Source organism: Kitasatospora sp. NA04385 (assembly GCF_013364235.1).
GTDB lineage: Bacteria > Actinomycetota > Actinomycetes > Streptomycetales > Streptomycetaceae > Kitasatospora.
In genome coordinates this window covers 4,519,615-4,543,291 of record NZ_CP054919.1, presented here as the reverse complement: position 1 = coordinate 4,543,291, position 23,677 = coordinate 4,519,615, and the positions used below count along the sequence as shown (strand labels likewise).

Genomic DNA, 23,677 nt, shown 5'->3' with positions numbered 1-23,677 from the left:
CGCACGCAACGGCAGTGAACCGTCAGCAGCCACGGCCTCGCCGTTCCCCGAGCCCCCGGCAGGGGCTACTCGTAGTCGCGGGCCGCCAGCAGTTCGTACGCCCGGTCCGGTTCGGTGAGTGCGGCGAGGATCTCGAAGCGGCGGTGCCACTGGTGGACGGACCAGGCCAGGCCGGCGGCGAGGCCCTCGGGGGTGGCGGCGTGCAGCAGGCCGGGGACGGGCGGGACGTCGAACTCGTCGTCCTCGTCGGCGGCCTCGGCGGTGTCCGGGTCGTAGGGCGCTTCGGGGGCGCTCGCGCCGGTGTCCCAGCGCCAGGCCACGTGCGCCTCCTCGCCGTCGGGGCCGACGACCAGGAGCTCGTCGTGCTCCTCGTAGACCGCGGGGCAGCCGGGCAGCAGTTCGCGGACCACCGCGGGGGTGCGGTGCAGGGTGCCTTCGGAGAGCACCCGGCCGCCGGCCACCTCGCTGGCCAGCGAGACGTGCAGGCGCTCGGCGAGGGCCGGGGCGAGCAGCGGGTGGACGGGCAGCACGGCGTGGTCGTGGAGGAGCTCGACCAGGTCGGGGGCGTCGGCGACGACCGCCGTGCCGGCGTCCACGATGACGGTGCGGTCGTCGCGGCGGCCGGTCTCGGCGTCCAGCGGGGCCAGCGCCCGGACCACGTCCAGCGGTTCGACGCGTTCGGCCGGGAGGGCGGCCAACAGGCTGTAGATGCCGTGCAGTTGGCGGTGGCTGACCTCGGAGAGCGGGTCGGTGAGCCGGTCGATCAGCTCGTCGGGGCCGTGCGGTTCGGCGAGCAGCGCGTTCAGCGTGGTGCGCACGCCCAGCGCGTGCAGGAACTGCGGGTCGAGCGTGGTGCGGGCCTCGTCGTAGAGGCCGCGCAGCAGCGGGTCGGCCCCGGCGGCGCGCAGGCCGGCCGGTTCGCGGCCGTCCAGGACGGGGTGGTCGCGCAGCCACCAGGCGGTGTACGGGGGCAGGTCGGTGTAGCTGCCGTCGGGCAGCAGGGTGCGCACCGGCGTCACCACGGCGTCCCGGTACGGGGGCCGGGCGAGCAGGGCGAGCGCTTCGGGCCAGGCGTCGTCGGCGACCAGGTCGAGGTCGCGGACGGCGAGCAGTTCGGCGGCGACCGGCGGGACGCCCAACTCCCCTGCGTCGTCGGCGTGCAGGGCCTCCAGGGCGTCCTCGCACCACTCGGCGAGGCCGTCGGGGGCCTCGTCGATCAGGCCGGTGGGGGCGCCGCCGGCGGCCCGGTCGGCGGGGGCGGTGGGGTCGAGGCGCTCCAGGTCGTCGGGGTCGAGGACGACGTCCTCGGCGCGCACCAGGGCGAAGGAGCTGAGCGCACCGACCGCGGCCAGGACCTCGGGGCCCCAGCGCTCCAGCAGGTCGTCGTCGACGAAGGCGGCCTCGTCCTCGTCCACCAGGTGGGCCAGCGGGCTGTCGGGGAGCAGGAGTTCACCGGCTCGGGCGAGTTCGCCCTCGTCGTCGGGCAGGGCGAGGCGGGCCAGCCAGGGGTGTTCGCCGACGGCCGGGGCAGCGGCCCTGACCAGGGCCAGGACGGCGTCGGCGAGGTCGACGGCGGCGTCGTAGTCGTCCTCGCCGAGCTCCAGCGAGCGGGCGACCGCGGCGCGCACCTCGGGGGTGTCCAGGACGCCGGCGGGGGTGGCGGTGGCGGCGCCGAGCTTGGCCAGCAGCGGGTGCGCGGCGTCGGGGTGGGCCAGCCGGAGGTCGAGCAGGTCGAGGGCCTCGGCGAGCGCCTCGGGGTAGCCCTCGTAGCCGGCCCAGTCGGCGGCGTCGGAGGGCAGCAGGACGCGGCGCGGGCCGGTGACCGTGCGGCCGTCGGCGAGCGGGACGGGCAGCGCGCCCAGGGACTCCGGGTCGGCGCCGGCCAGGGCCGCGTACAGGCCGCGCCACCAGGCGGGTTCGCGGTCCAGGCCGCCGAGCTGGTCGACCACCTCGGCGAGCGGGGTGCGGCGCACCCCCAGGGTGCGCAGTTCGGTGCGGCGCTCCAGGCCGGCCGGGAGCAGGCCGGGGAAGATCGGGGCGAGCGCCTCCACCACCGCGTGGTCGGCGCCCTCCAGCACGACGGCGTCGCGCGGGCGCAGCGCGGGGGTGCCCTCCTCGGTGCCGCGCGGGTGCGGCAGGAACGGGGTGGCGGGCAGCCGCTCCAGCACGGCGGCGCGCAGCGCGCTGTCGAGGGCGCCCTGGCCGAGCGGGGCGGGGACGAGGTCCAGCGAGTGGAGGTCGGCGCCGCGGGCGCGCAGCAGGTCGGCGTAGGCGTCGGCGGCGCGCTCGGTGAGGAAGTCGGTGAGCGGGCCGGGCGCGACGTGCCGCCGGGTCGGGTCGAGCGGGTAGGAGGCGATCAGCAGCGCGGGCACGCCGAGCGGTTCGTCGCTGGGCGTGGGGGCGTGCACCACGGCGGCGGTGCGCGGGCGCTGCGGGCGGCCCTGCTCGTCGACCGGGACGGCCCAGGTGAGCGTCCAGTACGGGCGGGCGCGCTCCTCGGTGGTGCGATCGGCGAGCAGTTCGGGGGCGGCGGTGCCGGAGGCGCTGACGGTCTGCCAGGTGGTGCTGCGCTCGCCGTCGGTGACGGTGACGGCGGGCAGCTGCTCGGGGCGCGGCGGGTGCGCGGTGCGGGTGAGGGTGCGCACGCCCCCGTCGGTGTCGATCACCACCTCGGACAGGCCGGGCAGGGTCAGCAGCAGGGCGTCGTCGACCTCGGTGAGCAGGCGGCGGGTGAGGTCCTCGGCGGCGGCGTCGCGCAGCGGCAGGACGACCACCGTGTCGTAGCCCGCGGGGGGCTCGCCCCCGGCCGCGAACGGCACCCGGAGCACCGGCAGGTGGCCCTCGCGCCGGGTCAACTCCTCGGTGAGCTGCGGGATTCCGGAGACCAGCGCGCGGGCTTCGGGGAGCGACCAGCGCACGCCGCCGGTGTGGCCGAGCACGGCGGGCTCGTCGCTGACGGCGAGCACGGCGGCGAAGCCGACGCCGAACCGGCCGACCACCGCCCGCTCGTCCCCGCGCTTGGCGGACGCCCGCAGGGTGGACAGCGACTCGACCGCGGCGGCGTCCAGCGGGGCGCCGGTGTTGGCGGCGGCCAGCACGCCGTCGCGCAGCGCCAGCCGCAGCCGGCCGGTGACGCCCGCGCGGGCGGCCGCGTCGGCGGCGTTCTGCGCCAGTTCGACGATCAGCCGGTCCCGGTAGCCGCCGAGCGCGAGCTCCTCCTCGGCGTTGGCGTCCTCCCGGAATCTGGCGGGCGCGGCCGTCCACGCCGCGAGCACGGTGTGCCGCAGCCGGGCCGTGTCGAAGACGTCCGACTCCTCGGGGGACGCCGCGCTGCCGATGATCCGAGACTCCACGTGCCGAGCCGCCCTTCGCGTGGTCTGCGTACGAGTCGGCATTCTGCCAGTCGTCCCCGACGGGCCACGCGGGCCGTGCGCGGAACCGGGGGCGCGGGGGGCTGCCCGCGCCGGCGGGGCAGCGACGGGGGCGGCGGCCTGCCGCCCCCTCGCGGCCCCGCGGTGCGCACGCCGGCCGGGGCGCGGCGCCTACGCGTGGCCGAGTTCCTCGGCGGGCGCGTCCGGTTCGACCGAGCCGGAGGCGCGGTCGGGGTGGAGCGGGAGGGGTTCGACGACCGTCTCGTCGAGGATGAGCTCGCTGGGGACGGGCGGGGCGGGGAGGACGGCGGCCTCGGAGTGCGCGCCGCAGCCGTAGGCGAGCGAGACGACCTGGCCGTCGGCGGGGCCGAACTCGTTGCCGCAGACGCCGAACGCCTGGCCGAGCGAGCCGCCGATCGGGACCAGGAAGCCGCAGGTGTCGCAGGAGGCCGGGGCGGACTGCGCCATCGGGGTCTGCGGGCCGTACGCGTTCTCCCAGCGCTCGGCGGCCTGGTGCAGGCCGCGCCGGGACAGCACCCGGGGGCGGCCGAGGCCGAGTTCCTCGGCGATGGCGCCGATCTCGGCGCGGGCCGGCACGGGCCGGCCGTCGGCGGGGTCGTCCTCGGCGGGCTCGGCGAGCGCCGAGTTGGGGGCGATCTCGTCCTCGCCGGTCCAGCCGGGCTCCAGGCGCAGGTCGTCGGCGCCGGTGGGCAGCAGGTCGCCGGGGCCGAGGTCGCCGGGCCGCAGGCGCTCGCTCCACGGGACCCACTGCGGGGCGAGGACGGCGCCCGCGCCGGGCAGCAGCGCGACCTCGTCCAGCGTGACGTTCTTGGCGCGGGGGGCGCGGGCGACGGTGACCGCCCAGTGCCAGCCCCGGTACGCGGGGTCGAGGCACTCGAAGGTGTGGGTCACGACGCGCTCGGCGTCCGCGCCCGCCTTCACGTGGGGGCCGACGACGGCCTCTCCGACGCTGTCCACCACTGCCTGACGGGCGAGGTCGACGGCCTCTGCACAGAGCCGGTCAGGGGTACGGCTTCGCATCGCAGCACTCACGGCGTCGGTTCTCTCCCAGTCCTGTCATCCTGCGGCCTCGCGGCGGTGCACGGCGGGCTCACGCCGGCTGCCGCTGCCACGTCTCCGGGGCGGCCCCCGCGAGCACGGGGCCGGTCCATTCTGCTAGACCCGGGGCCGCTCCGGGACCGGGCCGCGCCGCCCAGGTCGGCCACCCCCCTGCGGGAGGCCGGGCATGCGCGTAGTGCAGGCTACCCGCCGGTCGACGGTGCAGCACAGTCCGGGCCGCGGGGCCGGGCGCGCCGACGCCCGGACAATCACTCGTTAGGTCTGCGATTCTCGGGCAGGATGGGTGTGTGGCGGAGGAGAACCCGCCGCAGCACGGACCGCGTTCCGGGCCGTCCGAGGGCCGCTCGGGAGCATCCGCCGTGCCGCGGCAGCATCCTGTGGCCCCCGGCGAGCCGGAGGCGGATGCCACGCGCCCGACGGACCGTCAGGACGGCGAACGGCCGCCCACCGTGCGGGCCCGCGGCTTCTGGGCGCGCGGGGCGTCGGCGGTGGGGGTGCGCACCGGGCGGGTGGTGCACGGGACGGGCCGGCGGATCCGGCGGGCGACGTCGGCGGAGGGCGCGGGCGAGTCGGGCCTGGCGAAGCTGATCGAGCTGCACGCGCTGAACTCGTTCGGCGACATGCTGATCACGGTGGCGCTGGCGTCCACCATCTTCTTCTCGGTGCCGACCGGCGAGGCCCGCGGCCGGGTCGCGCTGTACCTGCTGATCACGATGGCGCCGTTCGCGCTGCTCGCCCCGGTGATCGGCCCGCTGCTGGACCGGCTGCCCAACGGCCGCCGCTCGGCGATGGCGATGTCGATGCTGGCGCGGGCGGTGCTGGCCTGGGTGATGGCGGCGACGGTGACCGGCGGCGGGCTGGCGCTGTACCCGGAGGCGCTGGGCGTGCTGGTGGCGTCCAAGGCGTACGGGGTGGTGCGCAGCGTGGTGGTGCCGCGGCTGCTGCCCGCCCAGCTGTCGCTGGTGAAGGCGAACTCGCGGGTGACGCTGGCCGGTCTGCTGACCACGCTGGTGGCGGGCGGGGTGGGCGGGCTGCTGCACCTGATCGGCCCGGGGTGGCCGCTGCGCGGGGCGTTCGTGGTGTTCGTGATCGGGACGCTGATGGCCTTCCACCTGCCGCACCAGGTGGACTCGGCCAAGGGCGAGCAGCGGGCGGAGCTGCTCGCCGAGCCGCACGGGGCGCGCCCCAAGGGGATACTGCGGGCGGTCGGCCCGTCGGTGGTCATGGCGCTGCGCGGGGTGGCGGCGCTGCGCTGGCTGGTCGGGTTCCTGGTGATGTTCCTGGCGTTCCTGGTCCGCCAGGACCCGCCGGGCGGCCTGCCGGGGACGGTGGCGCTGGGCCTGATCGCGGCGGCGGCGGGGCTGGGCAACGCGCTGGGCTCGGTGCTGGGGTCGTGGCTGCGCACCCGCGGGTCGGAGGTGATGGTGACGGCGGTGCTGGCGCTGGCGACGGCGGCGGCGGGCGCGGCGGCGCTCTGGTACGGGGTGGTGACGGTGGCGGTGGTGGCGGGCGTCGCGGGGATGGCGGCGTCGCTGGGCAAGCTGGCGCTGGACGCGCTGATCCAGCGGGACGTGCCGGAGGCGGTGCGGACCTCGGCGTTCGCCCGGTCGGAGACGGCGCTCCAGCTGAGCTGGGTGGCGGGCGGCGCGGTGGGCATCGCGCTGCCGCTGAACGCGGTGCTGGGGCTGACGGTGGCCGCGGCGGTGATGACGGTGATGCTGCTGTGGACGTTCCGCTCGCTGCTGCGGATCGGGCCGCGCAGGTCGGCGGCCCGGCCCCGGGTGGCCTGAGCGCGGGCCGCGGCGCGTCCGCGCACGGCGTAACCTCGGGCGACTCGGGCACCCCGGCGTCGTGTGATCACGGAAGGCGAGTAGCCTCTTGCGCATGAGCCTCAGCACCCGTGCCATCGCCGGTATCGCCGGCGTCGTCGTCGTCGGCGCCGCCTCCCTCGGTACCGGTATCTACTGGGCACACGACGCCGGCAAGCCCCGTGAGAACGTGGCGACGATGGTGGTCGGCACCTCCTCCACCACCGCGGCCCCCTTCTGCTACAACGACGGCAAGCCGCTCGACAACGACGCCCTCAGCACCTGCCTGGACGGGATCAAGCAGGCCCGCAAGGACGGCAAGCTCCCGACGCTGGACGTCCGGGCGAGCGACCAGATCGGCGTCGGCGTGCCCGAGGACCTGGCGAAGAAGGGCTGGTTCGCGCTGACGAACGGCGGCTCGGGCGGTCAGACCCCGCTGGCCGGCGGCGCCGAGGGCGACGTCCTGACCGGGGTGACGTACTCCGGTTCGAAGAGCGCCGGCAGCCTGATGTCCGCCAACGACGTGACCTCGGTGACCGTGGTCTCGCAGGACAAGAAGACCCAGGAGTACTACGCGGTCTGGGCCTTCGACCTGAACAACAAGACCAGCTGACGCCGCCGGTCGATGACCGCTGAGCGCACCGACGAGCAGCCCGGCCCCGCCGCCGGGCTGCTCGTCGTGGTGGCCGTGGCGGCGGAGGCCGAGGCGGTGCGGCGCGGTCTGGGCCCCGGTTCGGGGGCCGGGGTGCTGGCGGCCGGGGTCGGCCCGGCGGCCGCGGCGGCGGGGACGGCGGCGGAGCTGGCCCGCGGCCGGTACCGGCTGGTGCTGTCGGCGGGCATCGCGGGCGGTTTCGCGCCCGGGGCGCCGGTCGGCTCGCTGGTGGTGGCGGACGCCGTGGTGGCGGCCGACCTGGGCGCCGAGACGCCGGACGGCTTCGCGGACGTCACCGAGCTGGGTTTCGGCACCGTGCGGCACCCGGTGCCGCCCGCGCTGGCGGCGGCCCTCGCGGGGGCCTGCGGCGGGGCGGTCGGCGAGGTGCTGACGGTGTCCACGGTGACCGGCTCGGCGGCGCGCGCCGAGGCGCTGAGGAGGCGTCACCCGCGGGCGCTGGCCGAGGCGATGGAGGGTTTCGGGGTGGCCGAGGCGGCCGCCCGCTGCGGGATCGCGGCCGGTGAGCTGCGGGCCGTGTCCAATGCCGTCGGGCCGCGCGACCGCGCGTCCTGGCGGATCGGCGAGGCGCTGGCGGCCCTGGAGGGGGCCTTCGCGGCGCTGCCGCCGGTGCCGCACCTGCTCAAGGAGGTCTGAGATGGCCGAGCCGCTCGGCGTCGCGTACTCGCCCTGCCCGAACGACACCTTCGTCTTCCACGCCTGGGCGCACGGCCTGGTGCCGGGCGCCGACGCGCCCGAGGTCAGGTTCGCGGACATCGACGTCACCAACGGGCTGGCCGAGCGCGGCGAGCTGGACGTCCTGAAGATCTCCTACGGGCAGCTGCCCTGGGTGCTGGACGAGTACGCGCTGCTGCCGTGCGGCGGGGCGCTGGGCCGGGGCTGTGGGCCGCTGGTGCTGACGGCCGGGCCGGTGGAGGCGGCGGCGCTGGCCGGGCGGCGGGTGGCGGTGCCCAGCGAGCGCTCGACGGCGTACCTGCTGTTCCGGCTGTGGGCGGCGCGGGCGGTGCCCGGCGGGTTCGGCGAGATCGTGGTGCTGCCGTTCCACGAGATCATGCCGGCGGTGCGGGCGGGCGAGGTGGACGCCGGACTGGTGATCCACGAGGCCCGGTTCACCTACCGGCGGTACGGGCTGCACTGCCTGGCCGACATGGGCGAGGCGTGGGAGGCGGACACCGGGCTGCCGATCCCGCTGGGCGCGATCGTGGCCCGGCGCTCGCTGGGCGCCGAGCGGCTGCGCGAACTCGCCGACACCGTGCGGCAGTCGGTGCGCGCGGCCTGGGCCGACCCGGCGGCCTCCCGGGCGTACGTGCTGGCGCACGCCCAGGAGATGGACCCGGCCGTCGCCGAGCAGCACATCGGGCTGTACGTCAACGAGTTCACCGCGGACCTCGGCGCGGACGGCTACGCGGCGGTGCGCGGCCTGCTCACCCGGGCCGCCGACCAGGGACTCGTCCCCGCCGTCGACCCGGGCGCGCTGGCGTTCCCCTGAGCGGGCGTCAGACGTCGAACTGGTCGGCGATGGCGCGCAGCACCATGGCGATCTTCTGGCCCTCCGGCTTGCCCGGGTAGCGGCCGCGCTGCAGGCCCGGCAGGACGCTGTCCAGCTTGGTGATCAGGTCCTGGACGATCGGGGCCATGTCGTCGGCGCTCTTGCGCTGGGCGGCGGCCACCGAGGGCAGTGCGTCCAGCAGTTGGACGCTCATCGCCTGGTCGCCGCGGTGGCCCGCGGCGATCCCGAACTCGACGCGCTGACCCGGCCTCAGCGTGGTGACGCCCGCGGGCAGCGCCTTGGTGTGGACGAAGACCTCGCCGCCGTCGTCGCGCGACAGGAAGCCGTAGCCCTTCGTCTCGTTGAACCACTTGACCTGGCCGGTGGGCATCTCGAACAGTCCTCGGTATCGGGTGCGCGCGGCCACGTCGGGCCGCGGGGGGTGGATGTGCGGACGGGCGCCCCGATCGGGCGGCCGGTTTCGCTCAGTGGAGCAATGATCCCTCAGCGTTCACCGGAACGGCGAAGGGATTCCGGACCGGGGCGTGGCCGTGCCTCGCGCCTGCTGCGCCGTCCACTGGCTCACACCCCCGATCGGTGACGGGCGGGCGTTCGTGGACCATCCGTCAGGTCCGCCCGCGCGATGGCTGCATACCCGGGGGCGGCGAGGGTCGAAACTCCTTGCGCGCAGGGAGTTGCGCGCTGTGACGCGGTGCCGGTCAGGAGGGGTCGGCCAGGTGCCCGTCGAGCCAGCCGAGCGCGGCCGGGAGCATCCGGGACCAGGTGGTGAAGTTGTGCCCGCCGCTGTCCAGGGTGATCGCCGAGACCTTGGTCGCGGTGCCCTGCGCGGCGGCCCGGAACCGCTCGGTCTGCTCCTGGTAGTCGCCGTCGCCCTCCCGGCTGCCGCCGACCAGCAGCGCGGTGGCCGGGGCGGGCAGGTGCGCCAGCCGCCACCCCAGGTCGGCCCGGTCGCGGCGCCCCTGGTCACCGCCGAACAGGTCCCCGGTGGTCGGGTCCTCGGCGGCCCGGTAGTAGCCGGACAGCGACGCCGCGGCGGCGAACACGTCGGGGTGGCGCATCGCCAGCTTCAGCGCGCAGTACCCGCCGGTGGAGTTCCCGATCACCCCGAACGCGCCGGGCCCGGACGCGATCCGGTACGAGGCGCGCAGCGCGGCGGGCACGTCGGCGCTGAAGTACCGGTCGGCCTGCGGACCGCCCGGCACGTCCTCGCACTCGGTGTCCCGGGGCATCGCCGGGGAGGGCCGCATCAGCACCAGCACGGTCGGCTTGGCCCCGCCCTGCTCGATCAGCTTCAGCTGCACGGACGGGTAGTTGAGCTTGGTGACCAGGTTCCTGGCGTCCCCGGGGAAGCCGGTGACGGCGATCACCGCGGGGAAGCGCTTGTCCCGGTACCCGGGCTGGAAGTACTGCGGCGGCAGGTAGACGTAGCCCTCGGTGGACAGCCCGGTGGACGCCCCGGGCAGCCGGACCTTCTCCAGCCGCCCGGCCTGCTCGGGGGCGCGGCCGGTGGCGCCGGTGTCGCGGACGTTCTCGGTGGACAGCCGCTGGACGCCCGGGTCACGGCCCGTCAGCTGGTTCTGGATGGTCACCGGGCCGTCCTCGCCGGTGCCCAGCAGGTCGTCCCAACTGCTGTAGAAGGCGAAGGAGTTGTTGGCCAGCAGGGCGAGCGTGCAGATCACCGACAGCTGGGTGCCGACGATGGTGCCGAGCCGGCCCAGCACCGGCAGCCAGCCGCGCCCGGCCAGCCGGGGCCAGATCCGGACCGTGCCCACCACGGCGAGCAGCGACAGCAGCGCCGACAACGCCAGCACCTTGTGACTGGTCAGACCCATCCCGCCGCCGCCCCCGTTCGTCCGTCCGTTCCCGCTTCCGTTCCGATCATCAGCATGCCTGAGAGATTCCTGGGAATCCTGAGCGTTCAGTCGGAGCGCGCGTCGCCGCGCCCCCGCCGATCGGAGGGGGCGCGCGGTGGGACAATCGGGGGGAGCGAGCGCGCGAAGGAGTGGATGAGAGTGAGCGACCGGTCCGACAGCACGGGAGACGTCCTGGTCCGCGTCGGCGGCACCGTGTTCGGCCTCGGCATGCTGTCCGTCATCGCGGTCTTCGTGCCGTACGTCTTCGACCTGGCCCGGCTGCCGTCGTTCGCGTACTGGCTGGCGATGCTGATGCCGCTGGGCCTGCTGGTGGCGCTGTCCGGCCTGTTCTCCGACGCCCGGGCGGGCGCCCGGCGGCGGCGCGCCGCGCGGGCCGAGCGGGCTGCCGCCGCGGGCTGAGCGGGCCGCCGCCGCGGGCTGAGCCCGGGCCGGGCCGCGTCCGCCTACCGGGCCAGGTGCCCGGCCAGCCAGGCGGGGAACTCGGTCAGGTCGCGCAGCACCGCGTCCGCGCCGGCCGCGGTGAGCTCGGCCGGGCCGTACGGGCCGGTGGCCACCCCGACCGCGACGGCGCCGGCCGCCCGGGCCCCCAGGACGTCGCCCAGGTGGTCGCCGACGTACACGTGCGCGCCGTGCGCGCGCAGCGCCTCGCCCTTGCCCTCCGCCCACAGGTCGCCGACCAGCACGTCCGCCTCCAGGCCGATGCCCTCCAGGTGGCGGCGGGCGTTCGGCTCCCACTTGCCGGTGATCACCAGCACCCGGCCGCCCACCGCCCGGACGGCGGCCACCGCGGCCAGCGCCCCCGGCAGTTCGAGCGTCGGCGCGATGGCGTGCTCGACGTACAGCTCCCGGTAGCGGTCGGCGACGGCGTCCAGGCGCTCCGGCGGGAACCAGTTGGCGAGCTCGTGCACCAGCGGCGGCCCGAGCCGGCTCACCGCCAGGTCGGAGTCGATGACGGTGCCGGTCTCGGCGGCCAGCACGTCGTAGGTGGCCTTGATGCCGGGGCGGGTGTCGAGAAGCGTCATGTCGAGGTCGAAACCGACGGTGAGAGCCATGGCGGCAGCCTAGTTCAGCGGGTTTTCCGGGCGGCTCCCCGGCCGGAAAACCCCGGCGCGAAGCCGCATTGCGGACATACTGGCCAGTGCCGCCCGTCCGACCGCCGGAGGTCCCAGGTGCCACCCCCGCTCTCCCGCCGGGCCGCCCTCGCCGGGCTCGGCGCCGCCCTGCTCACCGGCTGCGGCCCGCACGTGCTGCCCGCCGGGCCGCCGGTGCCCGGCTCGGGCGAGGACACCGAACAGCCCACCACGCCCAGCCCCAGCCCGCGCCCCGACGTCACCGTCCCCGCCGCGGACGGGCCGGTCACCGTGCCCGGCGGGGCGGTGCGGGTGGTCGTCCTGGACACCGCCGAGCTGGACTCCGCGATGACCCTGGGCATCACCCCCGTCGGCGCGGCCAAGTCCCCGGCGGACGCCGCGCTGCCCGACTACTGGCCCGCCTCCCGGCTGGCCGAGGTCACCGTGGTCGGCGACATCGGGGCCGCGCCCGACACCGCGGCGATCCGCGCCCTGCGACCGCAGCTGATCCTCACCAACCTGGCCCGCGACGCCGCCCACACCGAAGCGCTGCGGGGGATCGCCCCGACCGTGGCGACCCGGACCACCGGCGCCTCCTGGAAGGACGACTTCCAACTGCACGCCACCGCCCTGGACCGGCGCGGCCAGGCCGCCGCCGTGGTCGCCGCCTACGGGCGGCACGTCGACCAGGCCCGCGGCGCGCTCTCCTCGGCCGGCGCCGACGGGCAGCGGATCAGCCTGGTCCGGTTCGTCGAGGGCTCCCCCGCCGTCCATGTCCAGGCCCGGCAGAACTTCCCCGGCAGCGTGCTGGCCGACCTCGAACTGCCCCGCCCCGACGCCCAGAACGCCGACCGCCCCGACCTCCCGACCGCCCCCACCCAGCTCGCCGCCGCCGACGGCGACCTGCTGCTGTACGCGGGCCACGGCGACCCCGACCGCAACGGCCTGAACGCCGCCCTCGCCTCCCCCGCCTGGCAGGCCCTGGGCGCCGTCCGCGCCCACCGCGCCTTCCCCGTCGACGACCAGCTGTGGTTCCAGGGCATCGGCTACACCGGCGCCCACTTCCTGATCGCCGAACTGCTGCACCTCCTCGGCGCGAGCTGAACCCGCCCGGCCCGGCGGCCCGGCGGTCCTGAGGTCCGGCGGTCCTGGGGTCCTGGGGTCCGGCGGGAACGACGGCCGGGCACCGCACGCCCGCGATCGGACGGGGCCGGACGGGACCGCCCCGCGGCGCCACCTGCGTGCCCGAACGCCTGGCCGCCGCAGCGCCGTGCCGCGCCCGTCGCGGGCCGGGGCTCGCGGACCGGCGGCCGGTCAGGGGGCGCCGTCAGCCCTTGCGGCGGCGCAGGGTCACCGCCAGGACGAACAGCGCCGAGAGCACCGCCGCCGCCCGCAGCACGCCCGGGGCGGCGCTCCAGGTCGCCGCCCCCGCGTCCGTGCCGGGGGCCAGGGCGCTGCCCCAGCGGCCCTTCTCGCGGCCCCAGTTCCACACCGTCAGGCCGGTCACCGTGATCAGCGGGATGCCCAGGACGGCGAACTTCTTCATCAGGTCGGTCCAGCCCCGCGACAGGTACGCCGCCGCCCAGCCCAGCAGCATCACCAGCAGCTGGCCGGTGGCCGCCCCGCCCAGCAGCAGGGCCGCCCCGAGCAGCAGCAGCGGCGCGGGCTTCCGGGCCCCGGCCGTCCCGGGCCCGGCGGGCGCGGCGGTCGGCGGGGCGTCGGGAGCGGCCTTCGGCGTGCCGAACAGCACCGCCCGGACGATCCGCCCCACCCCCGGGCGCTTGCGCTCCGGCTCGGGCGCCGCCGCGGGCTCCGGCTCCGGTCCGGGCTCCGCCGCGGGCTCGGCTTCGGGCGCGGGTTCGGCTTCGGGCCCGGGCAGGTCGTCGTAGGTAACGGTCCACCCGGGCCGGCCCGCGCCGAGGTCCGGGACGTCCGGGTCCTCCGAGTACGCGAAGACCTTCTCGACCTCGGCCGGGGAGGAGACCACCGGAGGCCGTGCCCGGCCCGCGCCGGAAGCCGGGACCGCCGGAGCGGCGGGGACCGCCGGAGCCGCCGGTGCACCCGGGACCGCCGGGGCCGTCGGCGGCCGCGGCGGCACCTCCGGGACGGCCGACGGCGAGCCCGCCGCCTGCCGGGGCAGGTACACGCTCTCCGTGCCGTCCCCGCCGCCGTCCGCGCCGTCCGCCGACCCGTCCTCGCGCCACCACGAGCCGCCCGCCATCGCCCCGCCACCCGCCTCACGTCCGCGTACCCGCCGCCCACCGAGACGGTACCCACCCGCCCCCTCCCGAAGCGAGCCCCGTCCGGCCCCGGCAGACTGCCCGCCGTGCGAACGACTCCCTGGGACGAGGGCGATCCGGGCCGCCTGTTCCCCGCCCTCGACGACCCGTCAGCCCTGCTGCCGCCGCCGCTGCGCGCCGCCGCCGGGACCCTGCGCGACTTCGCCGAACGCTTCGGCGGCGAGTGGCAGTTGGGCTGGGACGAGCTGCCCGCCGGGCCCTGCGGGCTGGCCGGGTACGCCGAGGGGCCCGGCATGTGGTGCGAAGCCGAACTGGACGCCCCCCGGGACCCGCTCGAATGGCACCCGCTGCCCGGGCCGCCGTGGGAGCCGTCCGTCCGGACCGCCGTACGCTGCGCGGCGCCGGTCGACTGCGGGTCGCACCGCGTCCACGAACTCCCCGAGCGCGCCTTCGACGACCCGGTGGCCGCCGTCACCGCGCTCGCCGAGGGCGTCCGGTGGGCCGTGGCCCGCGCCCTCGCCGCGCCGCCCGACAGCTGGGCCCGGCACGCCCGGCGCTGCTGAGCGGCCCCCTCCGGCCCCGTCCCGGCGGGCGCCCGCGCTGCCCGGCGGGCACCGGTTCACCCCGAGTTCCGCCGCCGTTCTGGGCCGCGACGGGAGGCGTTGACTAGTCTGGACCGGATGACCGCACCGCAGAGCGCGCCGCGCGCCACCCGCGCCACCGCACCCCGCACCCTGGCCGAGGAACTCCGCGGCCGGGACGACGAGGCCGTCGCCGCGCTGCTCCGGGCCCGGCCCGACCTGCTGAACCCGGTGCCGACCGACCTCACCCAGCTGTCCGCACGGCTCTCCAGCCGGGCGTCCGTGCTGCGCGCCCTGGAACGGCTGGACCGGTTCACCCTGCAGGTCGCCGAGGCGCTCGCCGCCGCCCCCGAGGGCGCCTCCGAGGCCACCGTGCGGGGCCTGCTGACCGGGCCCGCCCGGGTCAAGCCGCACCCCGGCGCCGAGCCGGTCGACCGGGCCGCCGTCACCGCCGCGTTCCCCGCCGCGCTGGCCCGGCTGCGCGAGCAGGCCCTGCTGTGGGGCCCGGACTCCGCGCTGCGCCTGGTGCTGGCCGTCCGCGAGACGCTCGCCCCCAGCGCGCTCAACCCCGGCCGCACCGGCCTCGGCCCGACCTTCGCCGAGGCCACCGCCGGGATGTCGCCCGCCCGGTTGCAGCAGCTGCTGGCCGGCGCCGGGCTGCCGCCCACCCCCGACCCGGTCACCGCGGTCGGCGCGCTCACCGCCCTGCTCGGCGACCGCAAGCGCCTGGGCGCGCTGCTCGACCAGGCCCCGCCCGCCGCGCTCGGCCTGCTGGAGCGCCTGGTCTGGGGCCCGCCCACCGGCACCGTGCCGGACGCCGCCCGGCAGGTCACCGCGCAGGAGGCCCGCAGCCCCGTCGAGTGGCTGCTCGCCCGCGGCCTGCTGCTGCCCTCCAGCCCGGGCTCCGTCGTGCTGCCCCGCGAGCTGGCCCTGCACCTGCGCGGCGGCCGCACCCACCGCGCCGTCGACCCGGCCCGCCCGCCGTCGAACCCGTCACCGCCCGCGACCCGGACACCGCCGACCGCACCGCCGCCGGGCAGGCCGCGACCGCCGTCCGCACCGTCGAGGAGCTGCTGGAGTCCTGGAGCCGCACCCCGCCGCCCACCCTGCGGGCCGGCGGCCTGGGCGTGCGCGACCTCAAGCGGGCCGCCGTGCTGCTGGAGGGCACCGAGGCGGACGCCGCGTTCTGGATCGAACTCGCCCACACCGCGGGCCTGGTGGCCCCGGACGGCGAGGTCGACGAGGTGTGGGCCCCCACCCCCGCGTACGACGCCTGGCTCCAGCAGGACACCGCCGAACGCTGGACGCTGCTCGCCCGCGCCTGGCTCACCGCGACCCGGGTCGGCCGCCTCACCGGCACCCCCGACGGCAAGGGCCGCCCGCGCGCCGCGCTCGGCCCCGAACTCGACCGCACCCTCGCCCCGTCGGTGCGCCGCGCCGTCCTCACCCGGCTCGCCGAGCTCCCGCCCGGCAGCGCCGCCGGAGCCGACGCCCTGCTGCCCGCCCTGCGCTGGCACCGCCCGCTGCGCGGCGGACCGACCGGCCCGGACGGCCGCGACCTGCGCGAACAGCTCACCGGCTGGACGCTGCACGAGGCCGAGCTGCTCGGCGCCACCGGCCGCGGCGCGCTGGCCGCCCCCGTCCGCGCCCTGCTCGCCGGGGCCGACCCGGGGCCGGTCCTCGCCCCGCTGCTGCCCGAACCGCTCGACCACGTCATCCTGCAGCCCGACCTCACCGCGATCGCCCCCGGCCCGCTGCTCACCCCGCTCGCCCAGGCCCTCGCGCTGGCCGCCGACATCGAGTCCAAGGGCGGCGCGACCGTCTACCGCTTCACCCCGGACTCGGTGCGCCGCGCCCTGGACGCCGGGCGCACCGCCGCCGACCTCCAGGCGTTCCTGGGCCGGCACTCCCGCACGCCCGTCCCGCAGCCGCTCGCCTACCTGATCGACGACGTCGCCCGCCGGCACGGCATCCTGCGGGTCGGCGCGGCCTCCTCCTACCTGCGCTGCGACGACCCCCGGCTGCTCGGCGAGGTGCTCGCCGACCGGCGCGCCGCCGAACTGCGGCTGCGGCTGCTCGCCCCGACCGTGCTGGCCGCGCAGGCCGGGCCGGAGACGCTGCTCGCCGTGCTGCGCACCATGGGCTACGCGCCCGCCGCGGAGTCCGCCGAGGGCGACGTGGTCATCACCCGGCCGGACAGCCGCCGCACCCCGCCGCGCACCCCGCCCCTCCCCGTCCCGGACGGCCCCGCCCGCCCGGACGACGCGCTGCTGGGCGCCGCCGTCCGCGCGATCCGGGCCGGCGACCGGGCCGCGACCGCCGTCCGCAAGGACCCGGTGGCGGGCCCGGCCTCCCGGGCGAGCGCGGCCGTGCCGCGCACCGCCGCCGCCGACACCCTGGCCGCCCTGCAGACCGCCGTGCTGCTCGGCGAGCGGATGTGGATCGGCTACATCAACGCGGAAGGCCTCTCCTCCCAGCGCGTCATCGACCCGGTCAAGGTCGAGGGCGGCTTCGTCACCGCCTACGACCACCTCTCCGACGAGGTCCGCACCTTCGCGCTGCACCGGATCACCGGCGTCGCCGAGGTCGAGGAGTAGGGCGGGGAGGAGACCGCGCCGTCGGCTACTTGCCCGCGGCCTGCTTGGCGTCCTCCTCGGCCTTCTGCTTCTTCGCCTCGTCCACGATCGCGTGCGGGTCCGGCATCTTCGGCTCGACGCCGGTCAGCAGGCCGGTGCCGGTGAAGGCGACGGTGCCGATCAGACCGCCGGGCTGGCCGATGTCGGCGACCTGGTCGAGGGCCATGGCCTCGGTGTCGGCGGCGTGGGCGGGCGCCGCCCCGAGGGCGGAGGCGAGGGCCGCGCCGGAGAGCGCCAGGCCGGCCAGGAATCGGTTGGGCTTGATCATGCCCTGCCCAACGAGCGAACCCCCGGGAGGTCACCGCCGTCCCCGCCGCCGGGCCGATGCGGCACACTGGAGGTTTGGCCCGCGCGGAAGGGGATGCACAGGCGTGGACGGACCGCTGATCGTGCAGAGCGACAAGACGCTGCTGTTGGAGATCGACCATCCGCGGGCGGCGGAGTGCCGACGGGTGATCGCGCCGTTCGCCGAGCTCGAACGGGCGCCGGAGCACGTGCACACGTACCGGGTGACGCCGCTGGGGCTGTGGAACGCGCGGGCGGCCGGGCACGACGCGGAGCAGGTGGTGGACGCGCTGGTGGAGTACTCGCGCTACCCGGTGCCGCACGCCCTGCTGGTGGACGTCGCGGACACCATGGCGCGCTACGGGCGGCTGCAGCTGCAGAAGCACCCGGTGCACGGGCTGGTGCTGACCACCACCGACCGGCCGGTGCTGGAGGAGGTGCTGCGCTCGAAGAAGATCGCCCCGCTGGTCGGGTCCCGGATCGACCCGGACACCGTGCTGGTGCACCCCTCGGAGCGCGGGCAGATCAAGCAGGTGCTGCTCAAGCTCGGCTGGCCGGCCGAGGACCACGCCGGGTACGTGGACGGCGAGGCGCACCCGATCGACCTGCGCGAGGACGGCTGGCAGCTGCGCCCGTACCAGCGGCACGCGGTGGACGGCTTCTGGCACGGCGGCTCCGGCGTGGTCGTGCTGCCCTGCGGCGCGGGCAAGACGCTGGTCGGCGCGGCGGCGATGGCGGAGGCCAAGTCGACCACGCTGATCCTGGTCACCAACACCGTCTCGGCCCGGCAGTGGAAGCACGAGCTGGTGAGGCGGACCTCGCTGACCGAGGACGAGATCGGCGAGTACAGCGGCACCCGCAAGGAGATCCGCCCGGTCACCATCGCCACGTACCAGGTGATGACGACCAAGCGGAAGGGCGTGTACGCGCACCTGGAGCTGTTCGACGCCCGCAACTGGGGCCTGGTGGTCTACGACGAGGTGCACCTGCTGCCCGCGCCGGTGTTCAAGTTCACCGCGGACCTGCAGGCCCGCCGCCGGCTCGGCCTGACCGCGACGCTGGTGCGCGAGGACGGCCGCGAGGGCGACGTGTTCTCGCTGATCGGCCCGAAGCGGTTCGACGCCCCGTGGAAGGAGATCGAGGCGCAGGGCTACATCGCGCCCGCCGACTGCTGCGAGGTCCGGGTGACGCTGACCGACTCCGAGCGGCTGGCGTACGCGACGGCCGAGCCGGAGGAGAAGTACCGGTTCTGCTCGACCACGGCGACCAAGCGCCGGGTGGTGGAGCGGCTGGTGGAGAAGCACGCGGGCGACCAGACCCTGGTGATCGGCCAGTACATCGACCAGCTGGACGAGCTGGGCGAGGCGCTGGACGCCCCGGTGATCAAGGGCGAGACCTCGAACGCGCAGCGGGAGAAGCTGTTCGAGGCGTTCCGCTCGAAGGAGATCGGCGTGCTGGTGGTCTCCAAGGTCGCGAACTTCTCGATCGACCTGCCGGAGGCCACCGTCGCGATCCAGGTGTCGGGCACCTTCGGCTCCCGCCAGGAGGAGGCCCAGCGGCTGGGCCGGGTGCTGCGTCCGAAGGCGGACGGGCACGCGGCGCACTTCTACTCGGTGGTCGCCCGGGACACCGTCGACCAGGACTTCGCGGCGCACCGCCAGCGCTTCCTGGCGGAGCAGGGCTACGCGTACCGGATCGTCGACGCGGACGACCTGTAGCGGTCGGTCAGAGCCCGACGCCGTCGCGCCCGAGGAAGAGCACGCGCGCGGCGGTGTCGAGCACGATGCCGACGTTGCGGACGGCGTTGGCGACGGGGTGGCGGCGGCGCGCCTCGGCCGGGTGCGCGCCGTGGGCACCGTGGACGCCGTCGGCCTGCGGGTTCACTCGTTCGGTCGTCATGTCTCCACGGTAGGTTCACCGGCGGGTCGGGCACATCAGCCGAAAGACCCGAGCCCGCGGTGGCGCTCCTCGTCCTGCGGGTGTACCGCACCCCTACCCCGGTACCGGGGGGACCCCGAGAAAAGGATTCGCCCCCGGACGGCGCCGGGTCTAGGATCGTCCGTCTGCCCCTCCCGAACCGTGGTGCCAGCGCGTCGGCAGCCGTGGGAGTACCGGCCGTTCGGCAACCGGCCGGTGTCCTTTCACCGTGAGCCAAGACGAGTCCGCCGCCCCCTTGTGCCGGGCGGCCGGGAAGGTCCGCCGTGCACTCCCCCACCCCCACCGAGCCGCTCGCCGCCGACACCGACCCGCTCGGCCGCGAACGCTCCCACCTGGCCGCCTCCCGGGCCGCGCTGAAGGCGATGCGCGAGGACGTCGAGGCGCTCGACCTGCGCGACGTGGCCGGCACCTGGGTGTCCGCCCAGGTGCTGCAGAAGCAGATCGACGAGCGGATCAAGGCCCTCGCCGACCTCGCGCACACCCCGCTGTTCTTCGGCCGCCTCGACTACCTGCACGCGATCAGCGAGGCCGAGTCCGAGGGCAGCGGCGGCGAGCGCTTCTACATCGGCCGCCGGCACGTGCACGACGCCGGCGGCGACCCGATGGTGATCGACTGGCGCGCGCCGGTCTCCCAGCCGTTCTACCGGGCCAGCCGCACCGAGCCGCTGGACGTCGCCAAGCGCCGCCGCTTCGGCTACACCGGCGGCGAGCTGACCGCCTACGAGGACGAGAACCTCTCCGACCCCGACGAGGCCGACCGCGGCTCCGCGCTGCTCGCCGCCGAGATCGAGAAGCCCCGCGTCGGCCCGATGCGCGACATCGTCGCCACCATCCAGCCCGAGCAGGACGAGATCGTCCGCGCCGACGTCACCGGCACCGTCTGCGTCCAGGGCGCCCCCGGCACCGGGAAGACCGCCGTCGGCCTGCACCGCGTCGCCTACCTGCTGTACGCGCACCGCGAGCGGCTGGCCCGCACCGGCACCCTGGTGGTCGGCCCGAACCGCTCCTTCCTGCAGTACATCGAGCAGGTGCTGCCCGCCCTCGGCGAGCTGGACGTCGCCCAGGCCACCGTGCAGGAGCTGGTCGGCCACGTCGAGGTGCGCGGCACCGACAGCGCCGAAACCGCCCGGATCAAGGGCGACGCCCGGATGGCCCGGGTGCTGCGCAACGCCGTGCGCGCCGGGATCACCGTGCCCACCGAGCCCTGCGTGGTCGTCCGCGGCTCCCGCCGCTGGCGGGTGCCCGCGTACGAGCTGGCGGAGATCGTCCGGGAGCTGGCGGACCGCGAGATCCGCTACGGGGCCGCCCTGGAGGCCCTGCCGCAGCGGATCGCGCACGCCGTCCTGGTCAAGATGGAGCAGGGCGGCGAGGCCCCGGACGACCGGGTGCAGGACGCCGTCGCCCGCAACGCCGCGGTCAAGGCCACCGTCAAGGCGTGCTGGCCCGCCGTCGACCCGGTCAAGCTGGTGCACCGGCTGCTCGGCGACGCCGACTTCCTGGCCGCCGCCGCGGACGGCGTGCTGGACGCCGAGGAGCAGGCCGCCCTGCGCTGGGCCAAGCCCCCGCGCTCCGCCCGCACCGCGCCCTGGTCCGTCGCCGACGCCGTGCTGATCGACGAGGCCGCCGACCTGGTGCACCGCACCCCCTCGCTCGGCCACGTGGTGGTCGACGAGGCCCAGGACCTCTCCCCCATGCAGTACCGGGCGGTCGGCCGCCGCTGCACCACCGGCTCCGCGACCGTCCTCGGCGACCTCGCCCAGGGCACCACCCCGTGGGCCACCGGCAGTTGGCCGGAGGCCCTGCACCACCTCGGCAAGGACGGCGCGCACGTCGAGGAGCTCACCCAGGGCTTCCGCGTCCCCGGCGAGGTGATCGCCTACGCCTCCCGGCTGCTGCCCGCCATCGCCCCCGGCCTGGCCCCCGCCACCTCCGTCCGCGACCTGCCCGGCTCGCTGGCCCTGCGGCACGTCCCGGACGGGCTGGACGGCGCCGTCCTGGACGCCTGCCGCGCGGCGCTGCGGCACGAGGGCTCGGTCGGCCTGATCGCGGCGGACGCCAGGATCCCGGCCCTCGCCCGGGCGCTGGCCGCCGCGGGGCTGCCCTTCCTCGACCCGGGCACCGAGACCACCGCCGAGTCCCGGCTCACCCTCGTCCCGGCCTCGCTGGCCAAGGGCCTGGAGTACGACCACGTGGTCCTCGACGAACCCGCCGCGATCGTCGCGGGCGAGCCCGACCACCGCACCGGCCTGCGCCGCCTCTACGTCTCGCTGACCCGCGCGGTCTCCGGCCTGACGGTCCTGCACGCGCAGCCGCTGCCGGCCGAACTGGACTGAGGCGCACGGAGGCCGGGGCCCGGGTCGGCGGGCAGGCACGGCGGATCGTCTCGCGGGACGGTGCGGTGCACCGCCCCGCGAACGCGCCGACGTGCGGCTTCCGCTCCGCGTGGTTCTCCGCGCCCCTGCCGGTGCGCTTCCGGTCGGCTCAGCCGCCGATGAGCTCGCGCCACTCGGCGACCTTCGCCGGGTCGACCGCGCCGGTCCAGCCGCCCTCGCGGACCGCGCCGCCGATGTGGAAGGCGTCGAAACCGGCGGCGAGCAGCTCGGGGACGTGCTCGGCGCGCAGGCCGCCGCCCACCAGGATCCGCGGGCGGTAGCCGGGCTCGCCGGACTTGGCGAGCTCGCCGATCAGGACCTCGCGGCCCGCGTCGACGCCGGCGGCCGCGCCGGAGGTGAGGAAGGTGTCGAGGCCGGGGAGGTCGGCGACGGCGGCGCGGACCTCGGAGCGGTCGGCGCTGTGGTCGATGGCCCGGTGGAAGGTCCAGCGGCAGCCGGAGACGGCTTCGGCGACGGCCCGGGTCGCGGCGAGGTCGACCGCGCCGTCCGGGGTGAGGAAGCCGAGCACGAACTCCTCGGCGCCCTCGGCCCGCAGCGCCGCGGTGCGGGCGAGCAGGTCGTCGAGGTCGCCGGGGGCGAAGCCGTCGCGGATGCGGAGCATGACGCGCAGCGGGAGGTCGACGGCGGCGCGGATCGCGGCGAAGTCGCGGGTCGACGGGGTGAGCCCGTCGGCGGCCATGTCGGTGACCAGTTCGAGGCGGTCGGCGCCGCCCGACTCGGCGGCCCGGGCGTCCTGGGGGGTCAGCGCGATGACTTCGAACATTGGTCTAGACATATCCGATAGCCTGCCACATCGACAGGCCCCGGGCGAGCCCCTGCCGCCGTTCGGCCGCGCTTCCTCCTCCGTTCGCGCCCCGCTCGCGTCCCGTTCGTCCCGCTAGGAGACCTTCGCCCGGCCGGAGCGGTGGACCGAGAGCGCCTGACCGGTCAGCAGCAGCCCCGCCGCGCCGGCCGCCGACAGCGGCACCAGCCGCCAGATCCCGCCGACCTGCTCCCAGAGGCTGAACAGGCTGAACCAGGCGGTCAGCGGCAGGACGGCCAGGCCGAACGCCGCGGGCAGCAGCCGGTCGCGGGCGGCGCAGAGCATCAGCAGCAGCGGGGCGAGCAGGAGCAGCAGCGGCGTCCAGCCGTCCATCAGGTGCCAGGTGTCGTAACCGCCCTGAGCCTTCGTTACCAGCAGGCCGGTGGCCGCGCCGATCACGACCGGCAGGCGGCCGGGCCGCTCCAGCAGGTCGGCGGGGGCGGCGAGGATCAGCGCGCCCGCGGCGAGGTAGGGCAGCAGGGCGGTGGCGTCCAGGAGCAGCAGCCAGATGTTGGACTCGGTGAACCAGGGCCCCCCGGGCCGGACGTTGGCGGTGGCCACCCGGACCCCGAGCCGGACGAGGGCGAGCAGCACGACCACCCCGGCCAGCGTCCGCGCCGCCCGCCAGGCGCCGAACAGCGCGGCGACGGCCAGCAGCGCGGGGACGACGGTCAGGCCGAGCAGGGCGAGGTGGTCGGGCAGCACGGTCCACGGGACGTCGAACCCGGCCCGGGCGGCGGCGCGCACCCGCCAGAAGCGCACGTCGCCGGGCAGCGCGACCAGCCCGAGCAGGGTCCCGGCCAGCAGCGGCGCGGCGGCGGCGAGCAGTCGGCCGCCGAGCGCGGTCGAGGTGAGCCCGGTGCGCAGCCGCAGGCCGTACGCGGCGAGGTCGAGTGCTTCGCGGGCGGTGCCGAGGCGGCCCGCCCCGGCGGTGGTGTCGGCGAACACCTCGGCCAGTTCGGCGCCCCGGTCGCGGCGGTAGCGGGCGGGGTAGAGCGCGAGCACGGCCCGCAGCGCGACGCCGGTGCGGTGCCCGCCCGGGGCGATCGCGCTCATGCGGTGACCCCCCGGGGTGCGGGGGCGCCGCCGAGGCGGCGCTGGGCCTCGGCGGCGACCGCGCGCAGGCGTTCGGCCTCGGCGGCGAGCAGGCCGCGCCCGCCGGTGGTGAGGGCGTAGGTGCGGCGGGCCCGGCCGTCGACGATCTCCTCGGCGGCGACCTCGATCAGGCCCTGCTGGAGCAGCCGGTCGAGCGCGCCGTACAGCGTGCCGGTGCGCATCTTCACCCGCCCCCCGGAGATCGCGTCGATCTCCTGGATCAGCGCGTACCCGTGCCGGGGGGCGTCCGCGAGGGCGGTGAGCAGCAGCAGGGTGGGCTCCTGCATGGCGCGTTCGGTCATACGACTACATATATCGCCGACC

The 23,677-nt window shown here is 76.6% G+C and carries 20 protein-coding genes and 1 pseudogene; 10 read left to right on the top strand and 11 right to left on the bottom strand.

Features of this window, described 5'->3' with window-relative positions; genetic code table 11:
• Positions 1 to 65 precede the first annotated feature (65 nt).
• Together HUT16_RS20375 and HUT16_RS20370 are read right to left on the bottom strand one after the other, a co-directional pair.
• Positions 66 to 3,395: a sacsin N-terminal ATP-binding-like domain-containing protein gene (locus HUT16_RS20375; RefSeq protein WP_254897902.1), complete on the bottom strand. Its 3,330-nt coding sequence runs from the start codon at positions 3,393 to 3,395 to the stop codon at positions 66 to 68.
• 147 nt (positions 3,396 to 3,542) lie between these two features.
• A complete protein-coding gene (locus HUT16_RS20370; protein WP_176189553.1) occupies positions 3,543 to 4,412 on the bottom strand; it encodes a DUF3027 domain-containing protein in 870 nt (289 codons plus the stop codon).
• A gap of 527 nt (positions 4,413 to 4,939) precedes the next feature.
• On the opposite strand from HUT16_RS20370, the gene HUT16_RS20365 reads away from it, so the two are divergent.
• The 4 genes from HUT16_RS20365 to HUT16_RS20350 all read left to right on the top strand — a co-directional run bounded on the left by HUT16_RS20365 (position 4,940) and on the right by HUT16_RS20350 (position 8,418).
• Entirely contained in the window at positions 4,940 to 6,241 is a 1,302-nt protein-coding gene (locus HUT16_RS20365; RefSeq protein WP_254897901.1) for an MFS transporter, read from the top strand.
• 94 nt (positions 6,242 to 6,335) lie between these two features.
• Positions 6,336 to 6,872 (top strand): DUF2771 family protein, encoded by a 537-nt coding sequence (locus HUT16_RS20360; protein ID WP_176189551.1) that lies wholly within the window; start codon positions 6,336 to 6,338, stop codon positions 6,870 to 6,872.
• 12 nt (positions 6,873 to 6,884) lie between these two features.
• Positions 6,885 to 7,565 carry a futalosine hydrolase gene (locus HUT16_RS20355; protein WP_176189550.1) on the top strand — a complete coding sequence of 227 codons (681 nt, stop codon included), beginning with the start codon at positions 6,885 to 6,887 and terminating at the stop codon, positions 7,563 to 7,565.
• Position 7,566: 1 nt separating this feature from the next.
• Entirely contained in the window at positions 7,567 to 8,418 is an 852-nt protein-coding gene (locus tag HUT16_RS20350; protein WP_176189549.1) for a 1,4-dihydroxy-6-naphthoate synthase, read from the top strand.
• A 7-nt stretch (positions 8,419 to 8,425) separates the two neighbouring features.
• Here the strand turns inward: HUT16_RS20350 and HUT16_RS20345 are convergent, their stop codons facing one another.
• Together HUT16_RS20345 and HUT16_RS20340 are read right to left on the bottom strand one after the other, a co-directional pair.
• Positions 8,426 to 8,809: a cold-shock protein gene (locus HUT16_RS20345; RefSeq protein WP_030458105.1), complete on the bottom strand. Its 384-nt coding sequence runs from the start codon at positions 8,807 to 8,809 to the stop codon at positions 8,426 to 8,428.
• A 328-nt stretch (positions 8,810 to 9,137) separates the two neighbouring features.
• Positions 9,138 to 10,271 carry an esterase family protein gene (locus HUT16_RS20340; protein WP_176189548.1) on the bottom strand — a complete coding sequence of 378 codons (1,134 nt, stop codon included), beginning with the start codon at positions 10,269 to 10,271 and terminating at the stop codon, positions 9,138 to 9,140.
• 180 nt (positions 10,272 to 10,451) lie between these two features.
• On the opposite strand from HUT16_RS20340, the gene HUT16_RS20335 reads away from it, so the two are divergent.
• On the top strand, positions 10,452 to 10,712 hold the full coding sequence (locus tag HUT16_RS20335) for a hypothetical protein (RefSeq protein WP_176189547.1): 261 nt from the start codon (positions 10,452 to 10,454) through the stop codon (positions 10,710 to 10,712).
• A 44-nt stretch (positions 10,713 to 10,756) separates the two neighbouring features.
• Here HUT16_RS20335 and HUT16_RS20330 read toward each other — a convergent pair whose 3' ends face one another.
• On the bottom strand, positions 10,757 to 11,365 hold the full coding sequence (locus HUT16_RS20330; RefSeq protein ID WP_176189546.1) for an HAD family hydrolase: 609 nt from the start codon (positions 11,363 to 11,365) through the stop codon (positions 10,757 to 10,759).
• Positions 11,366 to 11,482: 117 nt separating this feature from the next.
• Between HUT16_RS20330 and HUT16_RS20325 the strand changes: the two genes are divergently transcribed.
• The gene (locus HUT16_RS20325) at positions 11,483 to 12,487 is read left to right on the top strand and encodes an ABC transporter substrate-binding protein (RefSeq protein WP_176189545.1); all 1,005 of its coding nucleotides are present in this window, start codon (positions 11,483 to 11,485) and stop codon (positions 12,485 to 12,487) included.
• Between the two features lie 223 nt (positions 12,488 to 12,710).
• On the opposite strand, the gene HUT16_RS20320 is transcribed toward HUT16_RS20325, so the two are convergent.
• On the bottom strand, positions 12,711 to 13,604 hold the full coding sequence (locus HUT16_RS20320) for a hypothetical protein (protein WP_176189544.1): 894 nt from the start codon (positions 13,602 to 13,604) through the stop codon (positions 12,711 to 12,713).
• A gap of 105 nt (positions 13,605 to 13,709) precedes the next feature.
• On the opposite strand from HUT16_RS20320, the gene HUT16_RS20315 reads away from it, so the two are divergent.
• Positions 13,710 to 14,186, top strand: coding sequence for a hypothetical protein (locus tag HUT16_RS20315; protein WP_176189543.1), 477 nt, complete (start codon positions 13,710 to 13,712; stop codon positions 14,184 to 14,186).
• Between the two features lie 117 nt (positions 14,187 to 14,303).
• Positions 14,304 to 16,801, top strand: a pseudogene (locus tag HUT16_RS20310) (helicase-associated domain-containing protein).
• A gap of 25 nt (positions 16,802 to 16,826) precedes the next feature.
• On the opposite strand, the gene HUT16_RS20305 reads toward HUT16_RS20310, so the two are convergent.
• Positions 16,827 to 17,108, bottom strand: a complete 282-nt coding sequence (locus HUT16_RS20305) for a hypothetical protein (RefSeq protein ID WP_176189542.1) — start codon at positions 17,106 to 17,108, stop codon at positions 16,827 to 16,829.
• Positions 17,109 to 17,211: 103 nt separating this feature from the next.
• Between HUT16_RS20305 and HUT16_RS20300 the strand changes: the two genes are divergently transcribed.
• A complete protein-coding gene (locus tag HUT16_RS20300) occupies positions 17,212 to 18,843 on the top strand; it encodes a DNA repair helicase XPB (protein WP_176189541.1) in 1,632 nt (543 codons plus the stop codon).
• Between the two features lie 7 nt (positions 18,844 to 18,850).
• Here HUT16_RS20300 and HUT16_RS20295 read toward each other — a convergent pair whose 3' ends face one another.
• Positions 18,851 to 19,024 (bottom strand): hypothetical protein, encoded by a 174-nt coding sequence (locus tag HUT16_RS20295; RefSeq protein ID WP_176189540.1) that lies wholly within the window; start codon positions 19,022 to 19,024, stop codon positions 18,851 to 18,853.
• A 302-nt stretch (positions 19,025 to 19,326) separates the two neighbouring features.
• On the opposite strand from HUT16_RS20295, the gene HUT16_RS20290 reads away from it, so the two are divergent.
• Positions 19,327 to 21,396, top strand: coding sequence for an AAA family ATPase (locus HUT16_RS20290; RefSeq protein ID WP_176189539.1), 2,070 nt, complete (start codon positions 19,327 to 19,329; stop codon positions 21,394 to 21,396).
• A 148-nt stretch (positions 21,397 to 21,544) separates the two neighbouring features.
• Here the strand turns inward: HUT16_RS20290 and HUT16_RS20285 are convergent, their stop codons facing one another.
• The 3 genes from HUT16_RS20285 to HUT16_RS20275 form a co-directional block, all read right to left on the bottom strand.
• Positions 21,545 to 22,231, bottom strand: coding sequence for a copper homeostasis protein CutC (locus HUT16_RS20285; RefSeq protein ID WP_176189538.1), 687 nt, complete (start codon positions 22,229 to 22,231; stop codon positions 21,545 to 21,547).
• A 102-nt stretch (positions 22,232 to 22,333) separates the two neighbouring features.
• Positions 22,334 to 23,314 carry a hypothetical protein gene (locus tag HUT16_RS20280; protein ID WP_176189537.1) on the bottom strand — a complete coding sequence of 327 codons (981 nt, stop codon included), beginning with the start codon at positions 23,312 to 23,314 and terminating at the stop codon, positions 22,334 to 22,336.
• Positions 23,311 to 23,655 carry a PadR family transcriptional regulator gene (locus tag HUT16_RS20275; protein ID WP_176189536.1) on the bottom strand — a complete coding sequence of 115 codons (345 nt, stop codon included), beginning with the start codon at positions 23,653 to 23,655 and terminating at the stop codon, positions 23,311 to 23,313. The genes HUT16_RS20280 and HUT16_RS20275 overlap by 4 nt, the downstream gene beginning before the upstream one ends.
• Positions 23,656 to 23,677 lie beyond the last annotated feature (22 nt).

Excerpts from the sequence above, each read along its gene's own strand:
- HUT16_RS20305 (WP_176189542.1), bottom strand. The coding sequence starts at position 17,108 with ATGATCAAGCCCAACCGATTCCTGGCCGGCCTGGCGCTCTCCGGCGCG.
- HUT16_RS20350 (WP_176189549.1), top strand. The coding sequence starts at position 7,567 with ATGGCCGAGCCGCTCGGCGTCGCGTACTCGCCCTGCCCGAACGACACC.
- HUT16_RS20280 (WP_176189537.1), bottom strand. The coding sequence starts at position 23,314 with ATGAGCGCGATCGCCCCGGGCGGGCACCGCACCGGCGTCGCGCTGCGG.
- HUT16_RS20330 (WP_176189546.1), bottom strand. The coding sequence starts at position 11,365 with ATGGCTCTCACCGTCGGTTTCGACCTCGACATGACGCTTCTCGACACC.
- HUT16_RS20355 (WP_176189550.1), top strand. The coding sequence starts at position 6,885 with ATGACCGCTGAGCGCACCGACGAGCAGCCCGGCCCCGCCGCCGGGCTG.
- HUT16_RS20345 (WP_030458105.1), bottom strand. The coding sequence starts at position 8,809 with ATGCCCACCGGCCAGGTCAAGTGGTTCAACGAGACGAAGGGCTACGGC.
- HUT16_RS20370 (WP_176189553.1), bottom strand. The coding sequence starts at position 4,412 with ATGCGAAGCCGTACCCCTGACCGGCTCTGTGCAGAGGCCGTCGACCTC.
- HUT16_RS20285 (WP_176189538.1), bottom strand. The coding sequence starts at position 22,231 with ATGTCTAGACCAATGTTCGAAGTCATCGCGCTGACCCCCCAGGACGCC.
- HUT16_RS20295 (WP_176189540.1), bottom strand. The coding sequence starts at position 19,024 with ATGACGACCGAACGAGTGAACCCGCAGGCCGACGGCGTCCACGGTGCC.
- HUT16_RS20320 (WP_176189544.1), bottom strand. The coding sequence starts at position 13,604 with ATGGCGGGCGGCTCGTGGTGGCGCGAGGACGGGTCGGCGGACGGCGCG.
- HUT16_RS20360 (WP_176189551.1), top strand. The coding sequence starts at position 6,336 with ATGAGCCTCAGCACCCGTGCCATCGCCGGTATCGCCGGCGTCGTCGTC.
- HUT16_RS20375 (WP_254897902.1), bottom strand. The coding sequence starts at position 3,395 with ATGCCGACTCGTACGCAGACCACGCGAAGGGCGGCTCGGCACGTGGAG.
- HUT16_RS20275 (WP_176189536.1), bottom strand. The coding sequence starts at position 23,655 with ATGACCGAACGCGCCATGCAGGAGCCCACCCTGCTGCTGCTCACCGCC.
- HUT16_RS20340 (WP_176189548.1), bottom strand. The coding sequence starts at position 10,271 with ATGGGTCTGACCAGTCACAAGGTGCTGGCGTTGTCGGCGCTGCTGTCG.